Source organism: Actinokineospora fastidiosa, assembly GCF_014648415.1.
Taxonomy (GTDB): domain Bacteria; phylum Actinomycetota; class Actinomycetes; order Mycobacteriales; family Pseudonocardiaceae; genus Actinokineospora; species Actinokineospora fastidiosa.
On sequence record NZ_BMRB01000001.1, the window covers coordinates 628,826 to 645,468 of the forward strand.

Annotated in this window: 17 protein-coding genes; all 17 read left to right on the plus strand. The window is 74.5% G+C overall.

All coding sequences use genetic code 11. The annotated features are described in order from the left end of the window. Nucleotides 1-42 precede the first annotated feature (42 nt). Genes IEY98_RS02880 through IEY98_RS02960 form a run of 17 tightly spaced genes read left to right on the plus strand, consistent with a single transcriptional unit; the run spans nucleotide 43 to nucleotide 16,594 of the window. Nucleotides 43-342: an acyl carrier protein gene (locus IEY98_RS02880; protein ID WP_189208703.1), complete on the plus strand. Its 300-nt coding sequence runs from the start codon at nucleotides 43-45 to the stop codon at nucleotides 340-342. Continuing rightward, entirely contained in the window at nucleotides 339-794 is a 456-nt protein-coding gene (gene fabZ / locus IEY98_RS02885; RefSeq protein WP_189208704.1) for a 3-hydroxyacyl-ACP dehydratase FabZ, read from the plus strand. Before IEY98_RS02880 ends, fabZ begins: the two co-directional genes overlap by 4 nt. Nucleotide 795: 1 nt before the next feature. Continuing rightward, nucleotides 796-1,851 carry an aminomethyl transferase family protein gene (locus IEY98_RS02890; RefSeq protein ID WP_189208705.1) on the plus strand — a complete coding sequence of 352 codons (1,056 nt, stop codon included), beginning with the start codon at nucleotides 796-798 and terminating at the stop codon, nucleotides 1,849-1,851. Nucleotides 1,852-1,869: 18 nt separating this feature from the next. Next, the gene (locus IEY98_RS02895; protein ID WP_189208706.1) at nucleotides 1,870-4,128 is read left to right on the plus strand and encodes a beta-ketoacyl-[acyl-carrier-protein] synthase family protein; all 2,259 of its coding nucleotides are present in this window, start codon (nucleotides 1,870-1,872) and stop codon (nucleotides 4,126-4,128) included. Then, nucleotides 4,125-4,838: a nitroreductase family protein gene (locus IEY98_RS02900; RefSeq protein WP_189208707.1), complete on the plus strand. Its 714-nt coding sequence runs from the start codon at nucleotides 4,125-4,127 to the stop codon at nucleotides 4,836-4,838. Before IEY98_RS02895 ends, IEY98_RS02900 begins: the two co-directional genes overlap by 4 nt. Beyond that, nucleotides 4,835-6,073 (plus strand): FAD-dependent oxidoreductase, encoded by a 1,239-nt coding sequence (locus IEY98_RS02905; RefSeq protein WP_189208708.1) that lies wholly within the window; start codon nucleotides 4,835-4,837, stop codon nucleotides 6,071-6,073. The genes IEY98_RS02900 and IEY98_RS02905 overlap by 4 nt, the downstream gene beginning before the upstream one ends. Continuing rightward, on the plus strand, nucleotides 6,070-6,945 hold the full coding sequence (locus IEY98_RS02910; protein ID WP_189208709.1) for an alpha/beta fold hydrolase: 876 nt from the start codon (nucleotides 6,070-6,072) through the stop codon (nucleotides 6,943-6,945). Before IEY98_RS02905 ends, IEY98_RS02910 begins: the two co-directional genes overlap by 4 nt. A gap of 12 nt (nucleotides 6,946-6,957) precedes the next feature. After that, complete coding sequence (locus IEY98_RS02915) at nucleotides 6,958-7,845, plus strand: ACP S-malonyltransferase (RefSeq protein WP_189208710.1); 888 nt, start codon at nucleotides 6,958-6,960, stop codon at nucleotides 7,843-7,845. Continuing rightward, the gene (locus IEY98_RS02920; protein WP_189208711.1) at nucleotides 7,842-8,240 is read left to right on the plus strand and encodes a holo-ACP synthase; all 399 of its coding nucleotides are present in this window, start codon (nucleotides 7,842-7,844) and stop codon (nucleotides 8,238-8,240) included. Before IEY98_RS02915 ends, IEY98_RS02920 begins: the two co-directional genes overlap by 4 nt. After that, a complete protein-coding gene (locus IEY98_RS02925; RefSeq protein ID WP_189208712.1) occupies nucleotides 8,237-9,049 on the plus strand; it encodes a hypothetical protein in 813 nt (270 codons plus the stop codon). Before IEY98_RS02920 ends, IEY98_RS02925 begins: the two co-directional genes overlap by 4 nt. Before the next feature lie 8 nt (nucleotides 9,050-9,057). Next, nucleotides 9,058-9,828 carry an alpha/beta fold hydrolase gene (locus IEY98_RS02930; RefSeq protein WP_189208713.1) on the plus strand — a complete coding sequence of 257 codons (771 nt, stop codon included), beginning with the start codon at nucleotides 9,058-9,060 and terminating at the stop codon, nucleotides 9,826-9,828. Continuing rightward, nucleotides 9,825-10,301 (plus strand): holo-ACP synthase, encoded by a 477-nt coding sequence (locus tag IEY98_RS02935; RefSeq protein ID WP_189208714.1) that lies wholly within the window; start codon nucleotides 9,825-9,827, stop codon nucleotides 10,299-10,301. The genes IEY98_RS02930 and IEY98_RS02935 overlap by 4 nt, the downstream gene beginning before the upstream one ends. Further along, on the plus strand, nucleotides 10,301-11,278 hold the full coding sequence (locus tag IEY98_RS02940) for a right-handed parallel beta-helix repeat-containing protein (protein WP_189208715.1): 978 nt from the start codon (nucleotides 10,301-10,303) through the stop codon (nucleotides 11,276-11,278). The genes IEY98_RS02935 and IEY98_RS02940 overlap by 1 nt, the downstream gene beginning before the upstream one ends. Continuing rightward, nucleotides 11,275-12,213, plus strand: coding sequence for an ABC transporter ATP-binding protein (locus IEY98_RS02945; protein WP_189208716.1), 939 nt, complete (start codon nucleotides 11,275-11,277; stop codon nucleotides 12,211-12,213). The genes IEY98_RS02940 and IEY98_RS02945 overlap by 4 nt, the downstream gene beginning before the upstream one ends. Nucleotides 12,214-12,225: 12 nt before the next feature. After that, a complete protein-coding gene (locus IEY98_RS02950) occupies nucleotides 12,226-13,401 on the plus strand; it encodes an ABC transporter permease (protein ID WP_189208717.1) in 1,176 nt (391 codons plus the stop codon). Next, entirely contained in the window at nucleotides 13,398-14,534 is a 1,137-nt protein-coding gene (locus IEY98_RS02955) for an ABC transporter permease (protein WP_229786513.1), read from the plus strand. The genes IEY98_RS02950 and IEY98_RS02955 overlap by 4 nt, the downstream gene beginning before the upstream one ends. Before the next feature lie 44 nt (nucleotides 14,535-14,578). Next, a complete protein-coding gene (locus tag IEY98_RS02960) occupies nucleotides 14,579-16,594 on the plus strand; it encodes a tetratricopeptide repeat protein (protein WP_189208718.1) in 2,016 nt (671 codons plus the stop codon). The last annotated feature ends 49 nt before the right edge of the window (nucleotides 16,595-16,643 follow it).

Genomic DNA, 16,643 nt, shown 5'->3' on the forward strand with positions numbered 1-16,643 from the left:
GTCCACATCGAGCCAAGCGAAGAACCGTGAGGGGCAGTCGATATGACCATCGATGAGTTGCGCGCCACCGCCGCCGCGCGCCGGGAGACGTGCGCGCGCATCAAGCGGATGATCGTCTCCCGGCTGGACCTGCCGATCGAGCCGGAGTGGATCACCGACGACCAGCCGCTGTTCGGCCGCGGCCTCGAACTCGACAGCCTCGACGTGCTGGAGCTGTACGTGGCCATCGAGGCCGAGTTCGGCGTCGCGCTCTACGACAGCGACATGTCCGTCTTCGGCTCGGTCTCGCGCCTGGCCGGGCACGTCGACCCCGCGCTCACCCTCGCCGAGACCAGCGCATGACGGCGACCGCCGCGCCCACCCGCCTCACCCACGACGAGGTGCGCGCGATCCTGCCGCACCGCTGGCCGATGCTGCTGCTGGACCGGGTCGAGAAGGTCGAGCCGGGCGTCAGCGGGACCGCGGTCAAGAACGTCGCGGGCACCGAGATGTGGTTCCAGGGCCACTTCCCGGACGAGGCCGTGCTGCCCGGCGTGGTCGTCATCGAGGCCATGGCCCAGCTCGCGGGCGTGGTGTTCGCGCTCGCGGGCGCAGGGAAGATCAGTTACCTGGCGGGGGTGCGGTCGATGCGCTTCCGCCGCCCCGTCGTGCCCGGCGACCAGCTCGTGATCACCGCCGACCGCACCGCGGGCGGGCGCGGGTTCGGCGAGTACAAGGTCACCGCCCGGGTGGACGGGCAGGTCGCGGCCGAAGGCTCCATCAGCATCGCAGACCCCGCACACGGAAAGGCCTGACATGGAATCCCCGATCGCCCAGCCCGCAGGCGCCGTCCACGGCGACATCCTGGAGGCCAGGGTCGCCCTGCGGTACACCACGCTCGCCGAGGAGTACGGCGCCATCCGCGAGCGCGCCGCCGTGCTGGACCTCTCCGGCGCGCGGATCATCGAGATCGGCGGCGCGGACGCGGTCGACTTCGCCCAGCGCGTGCTGGCCCGCGACGTCGAGTACCTGACCGCCGAGCGCTGCATGACGAGCCTGGTGCTCGACGCCGACGGACGCGTGGTCGACCAGGTCGTGGTGTGGGGCCGGGAGACCGGCATGCTGCTGGAGAGCTCGGTCGGCGGCGGCGCGCGGCTGCTGGAGCACCTGACCGGCCTCGCGGGCGACGGCGTGGAGATCACCGACCGCTCGGCCGAGCTGACCCTGTTCGGCCTGGAGGGCCCCTACTCCTGGGGCGTGGTCGGCAGGCTCATCGACGGCGAGCTCGCCGCGCTGCCGTTCGAGTCCGTCGTGGACACCGAGTGGGACGGCGTGCCGATCGTGTTCGCGCGCACCGGGTTCACCGGCGAGTACGGCTACAAGGTGTTGCTGCCCAGGACCGAGGCCCAGCGGCTGTGGGACGCCGCCGTCGCCGAGGCCGTCCCGGCGGGCCAGGAGGCGCTGGAGCTGGCCATGCTGGAGGTGCGCCAGCCGCTGGTGCACCGCGAGGCGGGCGCGGCGGACATCCTGGAGATGGGCGCGAACTGGCTGGTGGACATCACCAAGGAGGACTTCGTCGGCCGCGACGCCGTCCTCGCCGCGTTCGCCGGGCCCGAGGGCATGCGCACGGTCGGGTTCACCACCTCGGCGGACGCGCCCGCCGCGGGCACGCCGGTCACCGTGGACGGCGAGCGCATCGGCGAGGTCGTGCACGCGGTGCACAGCGTCGGCCTGGACGCCGCGCTCGGCCTGATCCGGGTGCCAGCCGACCTGGCCGCCGCCGGGCTGCGGCTGACCGTCGGCGACGCCGAGGTCACCACGCTGACCAGCCCTTATGTCACCCCGAAGTCGTGGAGCACGCCGATCATCTGATCGAGGGAGGAACCCACCATGGCGCTGCGCCCCGTGGTCATCACCGGGATCGGGGTGATCTGCGCGGCGGGCCGGGACCCGGAGGAGTTCTGGGCGCGGCTCACCGCGGGCGAGAGCGGCATCACCGCGGTCGCCGACGAGCGGTTCGCCGCCTTCGAGGCCCGGTACGCCGGTCAGGTCCCCACCGAGTGGATCGACGACCAGCTGCCCGACACCGACCGCGGCCTGGACCGCACCGCCCGGCTCGCCCTGGTCGCGGCGCGGCAGGCGGTGGCCATGGCGGGCGTCGCCGACGTGCCGGGCGAGCGGTTCGGCCTGGTGCTGGGCAAGTGCCAGGCCACCCCGGCCGCCGACGGCGGCTACCAGCCGATGCACGCCACCGGCGACGTCGTCGCGGCCCGGCTGGGCATGCGCGGCCCGCGCATCCTGGTCTCCACCGCCTGCGCGGCGGGCGGCAACGCCGTCGGGCTGGCCAAGGACAAGATCCTGACCGGCGAGGCCGACGTCGTCCTCGCGGGCGGGGTCGACCCGCTGCTGTTCGGCACCTACGCGGGCTTCGCCGGGCTGCAGGCGCTGAGCTCCGGGCCGTGCGCGCCCTACAGCCGCTCCGACGGGCTCAACCTCGGCGAGGGCGCGGCGTTCCTGGTGGTCGAGCCGCTGGACCGGGCGCTGGCCCGGGGCGCGGTCCCGCTCGCCGAGGTCGCCGGGTACGGCCTGTCGGCCGACGCCTACCACGCCACCGCGCCGGACCCGACGGGCCGAGGCGGCGTCAGCGCGATGCGCCGGGCGCTGGCCGACGCGGGGCTCGCCGCCGAGGACGTGGACTACGTCAACGGGCACGGCACGGGAACGCCCGCCAACGACGCCATGGAGAAGAAGGTCATGCGCGCCGTCTTCGGCGAGCGCGCGGCGAGCGTGCCCACGAGCAGCATCAAGTCCTTCATCGGGCACACGCTGGGCGCGGCGGGCGCGGTCGAGGCGGTGGCCAGCGTGCTGGCCCTGCGCACCGCGACGGCGCCGCCCACCATCGGCTTCACCGACGAGGCGATCGCGGCGTCCACCCTGGACTTCGTGCCGAACGCGGCGCGCGAGATGCCGATGACGGTGGTGGTGTCCAACAACTACGCCTTCGGCGGCAACAACGCCGCGCTCGTCCTGCGCACGCCCGGACCGCTGCGCGAGCACACCGGCCTGCCCGAGCGCGACGTGGTGGTCACCGGGCTCGGGCCGGTGACCGGGCTGGGCACCGGGATCGCCGAGGTCACCTCGGCCATCGCCGCCGGTCAGGCCAGCGCGGGCCCGCCGTCGCTCGACGGGCGCACGTTCGCCCCCCGCTCGCTGTGGCGGCACATGAACAACCTGTCCCGCATGGCCATCGCCGCGTCCCGGCTGGCGTGGGAGGACGCGGGCCTGAAGCTGTCGCGGGCGGCCAGCGACGCCGTGGGCGTCATGTTCGCGACGGCGGCGGGCTCGGTGGAGAGCACCGACGGCTTCGACGAGAGCGTGCTCGCCAACCCGAACAAGCCCGCCGTGCTCAGCTTCTCCAACGTCGTGCTCAACGCCACCGGCGGCGCGGTCTGCCAGACCCTGGGCCTGCGCGGCCCGACGACCACGATCTGCAACGGCGGCGCGTCGGCGTCCATCGCGCTGGACTGCGCGGTGGAGACGATCCGCGCGGGCAAGGCCGAGGTCGTCCTGGTCGTCGCCGCCGACGAGGCGCCCGAGCCTGGCGGCGCGCTCGACGGCGTCACCCCGTACGACCGCGACTCCGCCCCGGCCCCGAAGGCGTCGGCGGCCGTGGCGCTGGTGGTCGAGTCCGCCGAGCACGCCGCGGCCCGGGGCGCGACCCCGTACGCCCGGGTCGTGACGACGCGGCACGCGGGCGCGGGCGACGACGGCGAGCGCGGGCTGGTGGAGCGCAACCTGTCCGGCCTGCCCGCCGACATCGACCTGGTCATCGGCTCGGCGACCGGCGCGCGGCACGACGCCGACGAGGCCGCCGCCGTGCTGGACGGGCTGCCGTCGAGCCCGCTGACCGCCTCGACCGGGCTGACCGGCGACTGCGGCTCGGCCACCGGGGCGCTCAACCTGGCGCTGGCCGCGCTGGCCATCCGCGACGGCGTGGTCACGGCCATCCCCGGCCTGGAGAACCCGCACACCGGCGGCGTCGAGTCCTATGTGGCCAAGCCGGTGCTGCCCGGCGCGGTGCGCAGGGCGCTGGTGCTGACCGCCGCGCCGGGCTCGGTGCGCGGCGGGGTCGTGCTGGGGGCGGTATGACGCCGTTCGACGTGCTGGAGACCGACCGGCTGCTCAGCACCACCCGGTCGGTGCGGCGCCGCCTCGACCTGGAGCGGCCCGTGCCGCGGTCGGTGATCGAGGAGGCGCTGGAGGTGGCCGTGCAGGCGCCCACCGCCAACGACCAGCAGAACTGGCGGTGGGTGGTCGTCACCGAGGCGGCGACCAAGGAGCGCATCGCCGAGCTGGTCGAGATCTCCTGGAACTTCCACGAGAAGGAGTCCTGGACCCGCTCGGGGCGCAGGCGCGAGCAGGCCAAGCGCAACCGCGAGTCCGCGGCCGCGCTGGTCGCGACCCTGGCCAGGGTGCCCGTGCTGGTCATCCCGTGCGTGCTGGGGCGGCCGCCGGACATCGGCGAGATCGACCGGCAGTGGCTGGCGGCCCAGCGGCGCAAGCAGATCGTCGGCACCGAGGGCGTGACGCTGGGCGCGATGCGGGCCAGCAACTTCTACGGCTCGATCTTCCCGGCGATCTGGTCGTTCCAGCTCGCCCTCCGCAGCCGCGGCCTGGGCAGCACGATCACCTGCACGCACGTGCCGTTCGAGCGGCAGGTCGGCGAGCTGCTGGGCATCCCGGCGGGCGTCACGCAGGTCTGCCTCGTCCCGGTCGCCTACACCATCGGCACCGACTTCCGCCCGGCCAACCGCCACGCGGCCAAGGAACGCACCCATTGGGAGAGGTGGCAGCCATGAGAACCGAGCACGCCGACGTCGCCATCGTCGGCGGCGGCATCGCCGGGGCCTCCGCCGCGGCCTACCTCGCCACGCACGGGGTGTCCGTGGTGCTGCTGGAGAAGCAGGACCGCTACACCGACATCGTCCGCGGCGAGTGGATCGCACCGTGGGGCATGCGCGAGGCGCAGCTGCTGGGCGTGGAGGACGCGTTCGGCCTCGGCGGCGCGTGGGAGATCCGCGAGTGGACGCAGTGGGACGAGACCACCGACGACCCGGAGACCGCCGAGACCGTCGACATGACCCGCTTCGTCCCCGGCGTCGGCGGCCCGCTGTCGTTCCCGCACCACCTCGTCTGCGAGCTGATGGCCGAGCAGGCCGCCGACAACGGCGCGCGGGTCGTCATGGGCGCGCGGAAGGCCACGGTCGGCGACGGCCCCGTCGTCCGGTACCAGACCGACGCGGGCGACCACGAGCTGCGCGCGGGCATGATCATCGGCGCGACCGGCCGCGGCTGCACCGTCGGCCGCCAGATCGGCGTCACCATGGCGACCTCGGTGCACCACTGGGGCGGCGGCGTCCGCGTCGAGGGCCTGGACGACTGGCCGATGGACGTGCAGGCCATGGGCACCGAGGGCGAGAAGATGTTCATGGTCTTCCCGCAGGGCGACGGCATGGCCCGCCTCTACATCAACTTCCCGACCGCCAACAAGCACCGCTACCGCGGCGAGGGCGGCACCGAGCGGTTCATCGCCGACTTCGAGCTGGACAGCCTGCCCGACCGGGGCAAGTCGGTCTACGCGGCGGCGCGGCCGATCGGCCCGCTGAAGGTGTGGCCGTCGGTGGCGATGTTCCCCGAGCGGCCGATCGTCACCGACGGGGTCGTGCTCGTCGGCGACGAGGCGGGCAACGCCGACACGGTGCTCGGCACCGGCCTGTCGTGCAGCCTGCGCGACACCCGCACGGTCTGCGAGATCCTGCTCGGCGACGACTGGTCGCCGTCGGCGTTCGAGCCGTACCTGGCCGAGCGGAAGTTCCGGATGGAGCGGCTGCACTTCGGCGCGGGCATCATCGCCAAGCTGCACTGCGAGTTCGGCCCCGAGGCCGTCGCCCGGCGCCGCCGGGTGCGCGAGCTGATGGCGGAGAACTTCGCCGCGCAGGTCACCGGCCTGCTCAACATGGTCCCGCCGGAGGACGTCCCGGAGTTCGGGTTCAGCGAGTTCTTCGCCGAGCGGCTGTTCAGGGAGAGGGTATGACAGAGAGCTTGCTGACTGGCTCCGCCCAGGTCAACGGGGTCGAGATCGCCTATGTCGATCGCGGCGAGGGTGATCCGGTGGTGCTGCTGCACGGGTTCCCCGACTCGCACTACCTCTGGCGGCACCAGATCGACCCGCTGGTCGAGGCCGGGTTCCGGGTGATCGTGCCGGACCTGCGCGGCTTCGGCGCGTCGAGCAAGCCGCAGGAGGTCGAGGCGTACGACATGCGCACGATCGTCAACGACGTCGTGGCGCTGACCCTGCACCTGGGCATCCAGCGGGCGCACATCGTCGGCCACGACTGGGGCGCGGCGATCGCGTGGATGTACGCGTTCCTCATGCCGCGGCGGGTCGACCACCTCGCGGTGCTCTCGGTCGGGCACCCCGGCGTGTTCAGCACGCCGTCGATCGAGCAGCGCGCCGCGAGCTGGTACATGCTCTTCTACCAGTTCCCCGGGGTCAGCGAGCAGCTGTTGCGGCGCAACGGCTGGCGGCTGTTCAAGGAGATCATGGGGAACGAGGGCGACTACCAGCGCTACCCGAGGGAGCTGGCCAAGCCGGGCGCGCTGACGGCGGCGCTGAACTGGTACCGCGCCAACCGCTCGCCCGAGGCCGAGCTGCGCGTGGAGCGCAACTTCCCGCCCGTGCTCGCCCCGACGCTCGGCATCTGGTCCTCCGGGGACAAGGCGCTGCTGGAGGAGGGCATGACGGGCTCGGTGAAGTTCGTGAAGGGCCCGTGGCGGTACGAGCGGGTCGAGGACGCCAGCCACTGGATCCCGCTCGACCAGCCGGAGCAGGTGACCAAGCTGCTGCTGGGCTTCCTGGGCACCGAGCGGGCGGCGACCACGCCCTCGCGGCGCCGACGGCTCTAGGAGGGGGCGGCCGTGATCGCGTTCGTGTTCCCCGGCCAGGGCACGGTCCGCGTCGGGATGGGCGGCTGGCTGCGCCGAGACCCGGTGGCGGCCGAGGTGCTCGCGCGCGCCGACGCCGTGGCCCCGGTGTCGGAGCTGTGCGCGCGGGGACCGCTGGAGCGCCTGGTGGACGCGGCCCAGCCCGCGGTGACGGCCTGCAACCTCGCGGCCCTCGCCGTGCTGACCGAGCGCGGCGTCCGGCCGGACGTCGTGGCCGGGCACAGCGTCGGCGAGCTGAGCGCGCTGTGCGCGGCAGGCGTGCTGGACGTCGACGCGACGCTGCGGCTGGTGGCGATCCGGTCGCGGCTGATGGCCGCGGTCCCGGACACCGGCGGCATGGCCGCGGTGATCGGGCTGCCGGTGGCGCGGGTGGCCGAGCTGGCGGCCGCGGCGGCGACGCCGGACGAGCCGCTGGTCGTCGGCCTGGAGAACGCCGCCGACCACGTGGTCGTCTCCGGCGCGTTCGCCGCGATCGAGCGCATGGACAAGTCCGAGGCGCGCAAGGTCGTCCCGCTCAAGGTCGCCAACGCCTTCCACTCGCCGCTGATGGCCGCGGCGGTGGACGGCTGGGCGCTGGCGGTGCGCGAGACCGCGATGTCCGCGCCCCGCGTCCCGGTCATCCCGAACGCCACCGCCGAGCCGACGACGGACCTGGCGGTCGTCAAGGACGCCCTGATCGAGCAGCTGACCGCGTGCGTGCGCTGGGCGGCGACGATGGCGCGTCTCTCCGAAGTGGACACCTGTGTCGAGGTCGGCGACAGCAAGGTCCTCACCGGCCTGATGCGCGCGTCCGGCCCGCGTTGCGTGACGATGGCCGATCCCGGCACGCCGCGCAGGCTGCGCAGGGAGCCTGTCGCATGAGCAGCTGGGGCAGCGCCGTTGTCGCCTTCCGCGGCTTGTCCGCGCCCGAGGAGCTGGTCGCGCCGATGGCACTGGACAGCGTCTACACGCGCGCGGAGCGACTGCGGTCCGGCGAGGGCCGCACGTTGCAGCACTGGGCGGGCAGGCTCGCCGCGAAGCACGCCGTGCTGCGGCTGCTGGGCGTGCCGGTGTCGGAGGAGTCGCTGGGCGGGGTGGAGGTGCTGCCGCGACCGTCGGCGATGTGCGCCCGCAGCGCCGCCTGCCTGCACGGCCACCCGCCCGAGGTGCGGCTGCGCTCGCCGCTCAGCGCGGACCGCCCCATCCGCGTCTCGGTCAGCCACACCGCGGACCTCGCGGTCGCCGTGGCCCTGAGCCAGCCGGAGGACGAGACATGAGCCTGATCGACCGCCACCTCGCCGCCTGGCGCGACGGCGACCCGGACGCTGCTGCCACCGTCCATTCCTTTGTGGACCCCGACACCGACAAGCCGCTGACCGGCCACGCCCTGGCCGAGCACGCGCGCGGCTTCATGGCCCGCTTCCCCGGCGGGTTCGAGTTCACCCGCGTCACCCCCGCCGCGGCGACCTGGACGCTCACGACCGCCCACCGCGACAGCTACCTCGGCATGCCGGGAACCGGCGCCGAACTCACGATCACCGGCACCGACCTGCTCACCGAGGACGCGGGCGAACTCCACGTGCACCGGCACTTCGACCGGCTCGCGATCGCCGAGGCCATCGGGTACACGCCGCGGTTCGTGCCCCGCTCCGACGGCGCCCGCGAGTTCGGGGTCAGCTCCCGGACCCCGGGCAGCCCCGGCACGCCGGGCGCCATGGCCCTCACCTGGCTGTCGGTCCGCGACGACGACGAGGCCGCCGACGTCGACCTGCTCAGCGTGGAGGTGGTCAAGTCGATGCGCGCCGCGCGCGGGTTCCTCGGCGTGGGCACCTTCGACATCGGCGACCGCAAGTACACCCTGACCGCCTTCGACAAGCCCGAGTCGATCCGCTCGATCCACGCCCGCGCCCACCAGCGCGCCATGCGCCGCTTCTTCCGCGGCGGCCTGTGCACGGGCGCGTACACCAGCGTGTGGACCCTGGCCAAGGAGAGCCACTTCGCCCGCTGCGCCGACTGCGGGTCGATGGCCGCGGCCGAGCGGCCCTGCGACTGCGGCTGGACCCCGACCACCGACCCGCTGTTCTAGGAGCCCGCATGACGACCTTCACCGCAGAGCACCGCCCCGCGGCCGGGAAGCCGCTGGTGGCGTTCATGTCCGCGCTGTTCGCGGGCGGCTGGATCTGGGACCGCCCGTTCGCCGCGCTGGCCGAGCGCGGCTGGCCGGTGCTGCGCACCAACGAGCCCATCTGCGCGCTGGACAGCCGCGTCGCCGGGTCCATCGAGCGCCTCGGCGACGCCCTCATGGAGTCCTGCGACGCCGTCGGCGCGGACAGGGTGGTGATCTGCGCGAACTCCCTGGGCGGGCTGGTCGCCATCGACCTCGCGGGCAGGCACCCCGACCGGATCGGCGCGATCGTGGTCAGCGGCGCGCCCGGCCTGACCCCGGACCCGGACGTCGGCCTCAACATCGACCGGCGCGCCGACGTGCGCCCGACCGGCCCGGAGTTCCGCGACCGCATGCTCGCCGCCCTCTTCCACGGCACGCCGCTCTTCGGCGACGAGCAGGTCGAGGAGGTCGGCAGGCTGCTGCAGACCGGCCCGGCGATGGTGGCCATGGCGCGCAGCATCCGCGCGACCCGGACGTACAAAGTGGACCCCGCGATGGACAAGGTCGCCTGCCCGTCGCTGTACGTCTGGGGCCGCCACGACCGCATGACGCCGATCGACCCCTGGCTGGAGATCGTGCCCAGGCACGCCGGGACGGAGTTCGTCACCGTAGAGGACTGCGGCCACATCCCGATGGTCGAGGCCGCCGAGGAGTACAACGCCCACCTGCTGCGGTTCCTCGACCGGGTCGCCGGATGACCGCGCCGGTGCTGGTCGGCGTCGACGTCGTCGAGGTCGACCGGATCAGCCGGGCCGTGGCCTACAGCGGCCCGGCCTACGCCGACCACGTGGTCGCCCCCGGGGAGCACCCGCTGCACGAGGACCCCGAACTGGCGACCGCGGCCAGCGTGGCGGTCAAGGAGTGCCTGGTGAAAGCGCTGGGCGGGCGCCCGCCCGGCTTCTCATGGCACGACTTCACCGCCGTGGGCGACATCGCGGTGGGCCCGGCGGGCCCGCTGCTGGACGCGGCGGTGCCCGAGTTCGCCGCCACGACCGACATCGCGCTGACCCGCTTCAGCGCCTACTCGCTGCACGGCGCGAGCGCCGCGGCCGCGCTGACCCGGTTCCCCGACGGCGCGGGCGGTGTCGTCGGCGCGGCCCGGTGGGGCTGGCGCGGGAATCTGCTCGTCGCCCTTGCCATACTGACCGCGTTCCCGGAAGGAGCACACTGATGCCGACGGCGGTCGAGGTCCAGGTCAACCCCGGGGAATCCATCCAACAGGCGATCGACGGCGGCGCGCTGTCCATCCGCCTGTCGGAAGGTGTTTACCCGGGCGGTGTCGCGCTGCCCGACAGCGCCCGGCTGATCGGCGCGGGCGCGGGGAAGACCGTGATCGTGCCGGGGGCGCGCGCCGAGAGCGCCGTCCCGCCGCTGCACGACGCCCCCGACGCGGTCGACCACGGCGTCGTCGTGCACGCCGCGAGCGACGTCGTGGTGGAAGGCCTCACGCTGCGCGGGTTCTCCGGCGCGGGCGTGTACGCGCACACCGTCTCCGGGCTGCGGCTGGTCGACGTCGAGTCCGACGCGAACCGCGTGTGGGGCCTGTACTTCCGGGAGTCCACCGGGCTCACCGCGCGCGGCTGCCGGGCGGCAGGCAGCCAGTACGGCGGGATCGCGCTGGCGTTCTGCGCCGCCGCGGACGCCGAGATCGCCGACTGCGAGACCACCGGCAACGCCTTCGGCGTGTTCGTCGACAACTCCAGCCGCGCCCGCATCCAGCGCGTGCGTGCCCACGGCAACGCCGCCGGGATCCTGCTGCTGCACCAGACCTACCCCGGCGAGCCGGAGGGCGGCGTCACCGACTGCCTGGTCGCCGACTGCGACCTCACCGGCAACACCCTGGCCGCGGGCGGCGACGACCCGGACGCGCCGGGCGCGGCCGGGCCGCCGATGTCGGGCGTCGGCCTGGCGATGATCGGCGTCCAGCGGGTCGCGGTGATCGGCAACCGGATCACCGGCAACCACCCGGGCGGGCCGTCGGTCATGCCCGCCGCGCTCGTCGTGGCCTCGTCGGCGGACTGGGGCGGCTCGGCGTCGGCGGACAACACCATCGAGTGGAACACCGTCACCGGCAACAGCCCGGCGGACGCGCTGATCGACCCCGAGGGCCAGCGCGTGGTGAACAACGTGATCGGCGAGGGCACATGAAGCCAGCCCTGGTGTGCACGGACCTGGTCAAGCGCTACGGCGACCGGACCGTGGTCGACCGCGTCGGGTTCCACATCGACGAGGGCGAGGCCTACGGGCTGCTCGGCCCCAACGGCGCTGGCAAGACCACGACGATCTCCATGCTCGTGGGCCTGCTGCGCCCCGACGGCGGGACGGTGACCGTCGGCGGCGTCGACGTGGCCGCCGACCCGATCGCGGCCAAGCGGCTGATCGGGTACGTGCCCCAGGACATCGCGCTCTACCCGGAGCTGACCGCGCGCGAGAACCTGCGCTTCTTCGGCAGGCTCTACGCCCTCCCCCGCCGGGAGCTGGCCGCGCGCATCGGCGAGGTGCTGGAGCTGGTCGGCCTCGCCGACCGCGCCGACGACCGGGTCGAGACCTACTCCGGGGGCATGAAGCGGCGCACCAACATCGCGGTCGCGCTGCTGCACCGGCCCCGGCTGCTGATCCTCGACGAGCCCACGGTCGGCGTCGACCCGCAGAGCCGGGTGGCGATCCTGGACAACGTCGAGCGGCTGGTCGCCGAGGGCATGAGCCTGCTCTACACCTCGCACTACATGGAGGAAGTGGAGCGGGTCTGCACGCGGGTCGGGATCATCGACCGGGGCAGGCTGATGGCCGACGGCAGCAAGCGCGAGCTGGTCGCCGAGCTGGGCGGCAGCGACCGCGTCGAGCTGGTCGTCGACGGCGACGTGGAGGCCACCGCGGAGAAGCTGCGCGCGGTGGAGGGCGTCTCCGAGGCCGTGGTCACCGGCACATCGTCGGTGCGGCTGCTGGCGACCGGCGGGCGGCACCTGCTGCCGACGCTGATCGCCGCGGCGTCGGGCACCGCGGCGGTGACCGGCGTCGAGGTCGTCGAGCCCGACCTGGAGGCCGCGTTCCTCCACCTGACCGGCAGCACGCTGAGAGACTGAGGACGGGACCCCATGCGACCCCTCCTCGTGGTGGGCGGCCGAGAACTGGCCGCGCGGCTGCGCGACGGCACCGCGCTGCTGATCGCCCTGATCGCGCCGATCGTGCTGGCGACCATGTTCGGCTTCGCCCTCGGCGGCGACGACGACCCGCCGCTGCGCGCCACCATCGGCATCGTCGACCACGACGGCGGCGAGTTCCCCGCGAGCGTGCGGCGCGAGGCGCTGAACGCGGAGGAGCTGCGCGGCGTGCTCACCTTCAAGTCCTATGTGGACGATACGGCGGCGCGGGCGGCGATCGACTCCGGCGAGGCGGGCGCGGCGATCGTGTTCCCGGCCGGGTTCAGCGCGAGCGTGGGCGCTGGCGACGGCGGCGAGGTGACCGTGCTGGAGTCTGCCGACACGCCGCTGGCCGGGGTGATCGCGCGCAGCATGGTCGACCGGATCTCCGCCCTGGTGGACGCCCGCACGCTGGCGGTCCGGGCGTCGCTGCGCGCGGGCGTGCCGCCCGAGGACGTCAAGCTGTTCGTGGAGGAGAACGGGGCAGCCGGGCCGTCCCTGGAGCTGGCCAGCGATCCCGTCAGCGGCGGCGCGGTGGACCTCGCGGTGTACTACGGCTCCGGCATGGCGGTGATGTTCGCGTTCTTCGTCGTCGGGCTCTCGGCGCGCGGGCTGCTCACCGAGCGCCAGCTGGGCACGCTGGCCCGGATGCGGGCCGCGCCGATCCCGGCGTGGACGGCGGTCGCGGGCAAGGGCGCGGTCGGGTTCCTGCTGGCGCTGGTCAGCATGTGCGCCACCTGGCTGTCGTCGGAACTGATCTTCGGCGCGAGCTGGGGGCCGCCGCTGGGCGTGCTCGCGCTGATCCTGGCGCACGTGTTCGCCGCGACGATGATCGTGATGCTGGTGGCGAGCGGGGCGCGCACCGACGCCCAGGCCGACGGCTACACCCTCGGCGTGGCGTTCGTGTTCGCGTTCCTGGGCGGGAGCCTGGTGCCCGTCTACAACCTGCCGGACTTCCTGCAGACGGTCTCGCTGGCCACCCCCAACGGGTGGGTGTCGGCCGGGCTGACCGAGCTGGCCGCGGGCGGCGGGCTCGCCGACGTGGCGCTGCCGGTCGCGGTGGTGGCGGGCATCGGCGTGGTCGCGGGCGTCCTCGCGGTCCTGCGCTTCCGGAAGGGGATGCTCGCGTGAGCGCCGTGCGGGCGATCGTGGTCGCCAACCTGCTGCGGCAGACCCGGGACCGGGTCGGGCTGTTCTTCATGGTGGTCATGCCGTTCGTGACGATCATGTTCGTCGGCCTGGCGATGGGCGGGGCGGCCGACGCGCGCATCCCGGTCGCCGTCGTGGCCGCCGACGGGGACCCGACCGCGGCCGCGGTGCTGCGCGAGCTGTCGTCGAGCCCGGCGCTGGAGGTCCGGCGCGCGGACTCCGCCGAGGAGGTGCGCGCCGACGTGCGGCGCGGCGCGGTGGCCGCCGGGCTGGTGATCCCGCAGGGGTCCACGCGGTTCGACCTGGTGATGACGCAGACCAGCGGCAGCGGCATGGCCGCCCGCTCGGAGATCGACGTCGCGGTCGGCAAGGTCTCGGCGGTCATGGAGGCCACCCGGGCCGCGGAGAAGGCGGGCGCTGGCCCGGAGCTGGCCGCGGAGCACGTGCGGGCCGCGCAGGCCGAGTCCGCGGCGGTCGCCGTGCGCGACACCGGCGGCGACAGCGGCGGGCCGACCGGCTTCGCCTACACCGCCCCGGCGAACCTGCTGCTGTTCACCTTCATCAACTCGATGGCCGTCGCGGCCGCCCTGGTGGAGAGCAGGCGGATCGGCATGGTGCGCCGCACGCTGGCCGCTCCCGTCCGCGAGGGCACCGTCCTGTTCGGCGAGGCGCTGAGCAGGCTCGTGGTCGCCGCCGCCCAGGCGCTGCTGATCATCGTGGTGAGCGCTCTGATGTTCGGCGTCTCCTGGGGCGACCCGCTCGGCGTCACCGTCGTCGTGGCGCTGTTCTGCCTGGTGGCCACGGGCGCGGCCATGCTGGTCGGCGCGCTGGTGGCCAACCCGCAGCAGGCGCCCGCCATCGGCCCGCCGCTGGGCATCGTCCTGGGCATGCTGGGCGGCTGCCTGTGGCCGAAGGAGGTCGCGGGCGAGGCGCTGACCACGATCGGGTATCTGTTCCCGCACTCCTGGGCCATGGACGCGCTCCTCGCCCTCACCCGTCCGGGTAGCGGTCTGGGGACGGTGTGGACGGAGGTGGCGGTTCTGGCCGGAATGGCCGCCCTGGCACTGGGAATCGCCCTGATCGTGTTCCGCCGACGGGCACTGCGGGTGGCCTGACGCCGCGTTGCGGGTGGGGCGAACCCGGGGCGATCATGTCAGTCGTGCCGGACGAGCACGGGAACTCGGTGACCGGGTCGGTCTACGGCCCGGTCGTCGAGGCGCGGGACCTCACCCGCGAGCTGCGCGTCCACACGCGACCGGTCGTGCCGCTGCCGCACTGGTTCGGGTCGCGCCCGCCGCGCGCGTTGGGGTTCCAGGAACGCCGGATACCGCTGTCGGGGACGGTGGTGCTGACCGGGCCGGGCGGGGTGGGCAAGAGCCAGCTGGCCGCGGACCTGGCCGAGCGGCGGTGGGTGTCCGGGCGGGCGCGGCTGGTGGTGTGGGTGCGGGCCGGGTCGCGGGAGGAGATCGTCGCCGAGTACGCCAGGGTGGGCGCGGCGCTGACCGGCGTCCGGCACCGCGACGCCGAGGTGGGCGCGCTGCGCTTCCTGGAGTGGCTGGCCTCGGCGCGCGAGCCGTGGCTGGTCGTGATCGACGACGTGCGCTCGCCCGCGCACCTCGACGGGTTGTGCCCGACCGGCCGCGGCCAGGTCGTGGTGACCACCCGGCACGCGGACAGCGCCCTGGGGCCGTTGGTGGACGTGCCGGTGTTCGCGCCCGCGGAGGCCGCGGGCTACCTCGCCGCCGTGGTCCCGCCCGACCTGCTGGCCGGGGCCGACGAGCTGGCCGACCGGCTGGGCCGCCTGCCGCTGGCCCTCGCCCTGGCCGCCGCCGACCTGACCGGCCGGGGCACGACCTGCCGGGACCACGGGAAGCGCCTGCGGCGCAGCCTCGCGGAGTCCGGCCCCGTCCCGGACGACTGCCCCGCCGCGCTCGCGGCGACCGTGGCGCTGTCCGCCGAGCACGCGAACGGGCGCCGACCGCGCGGCATGGCCGAGCGGCTGCTGCGCGTGGCGAGCGTGCTGGACCCCGACGGCGTCCCGGCCCCGGTGTTCGCCTCGACCGCGATCCGCGGCCGCGCGCGGCTGGAGGACGTGCGCGAGGGCCTGGCCGTCCTGCAGCGGCTGGGTCTGGCGAGTGTGGACCAGGAGGTCCGGGTGCACGCGCTGATCCAGCGCGTCGTCCGCGCGGCGCTGTCCCCACAGGACAGGGCGGCCGTCGCCCGCGCGGCGGCATCGGCCCTGCTGGAGGTCTGGCCCGACGTCGAGCAGGACGCCGCGCACGCCCGGTCGCTGCGGGCCAACGCGGCCGCGCTCGACGACGCCGCGGGCGACGCCCTCGGCGAGGACGGCTACCCGGTGCTGATCCGGGCCACGCAGAGCCTCGGCGAGTCCGGCCAGCCGGTGGCCGCCGCGGCCGACCTGCTGCGCCTGGCCCAGAGCGCGGCCGAGCGCTGGGGCCACGACCACCCGGTGACGCTGGTGATCCGCTCCCGGCACGCGCACTGGCAGGGCGAGGCGGGCGACCCGGCGGGCGCGGCGAAGCGGTTCGCCGACGTGCTCACCGACCGGCTGCGGGTCCTCGGCCCGGACGACCCGGCGGTCGCGGCGACCCGGGGCGCCCTCTCCGCCTGGCGCGAGCGGGCGGGCGCGGCGGACTCCGCGTCGCTGGAGTTCGCCGCGCTGCTCGCCGAGCAGACCCGCGCCCTGGGCCCCGACCACCCCGACACGCTGCACACCCGAGGGCTGCTCGCCACGGCGCTCGTCGCGACCGGGAACCCCGCGTCGGCCGCGACCGCGCTGGCCGATCTGGCGGCCGACCAGTCGCGCGTCCTCGGCGCCGACCACCCCGACACGCTCACCACCCGCTTCGAGCGGGCGGTCATGCTGCTGACCGCGGGCGAGCTGAGCACGTGCGCCACCGAGCTGGCCGACCTGCTGACCGACCGGCTGCGCGTCCTGGGCCCCGACCACACCGACACCCTGCGCACCCGGGGCGCGCTCGCCGTGTGCCGCTGGCAGGCCGGGGACACCGCGGTCGCCGAGGAGATCCCGGCGCTGCTCGCTGACTGCCTGCGGGTGCTCGGGCCGGACCACCCGGACACCCTCACCGTCCAGCGCTACCAGGATTATCTGCACGACCGGCCGCCGCGGTCGGATAACCTACCCGGCGGTTAAGTCGTGGAGGTGGAGTTGGACGTCGGCCGGATCGTGGCGGACATCGCGG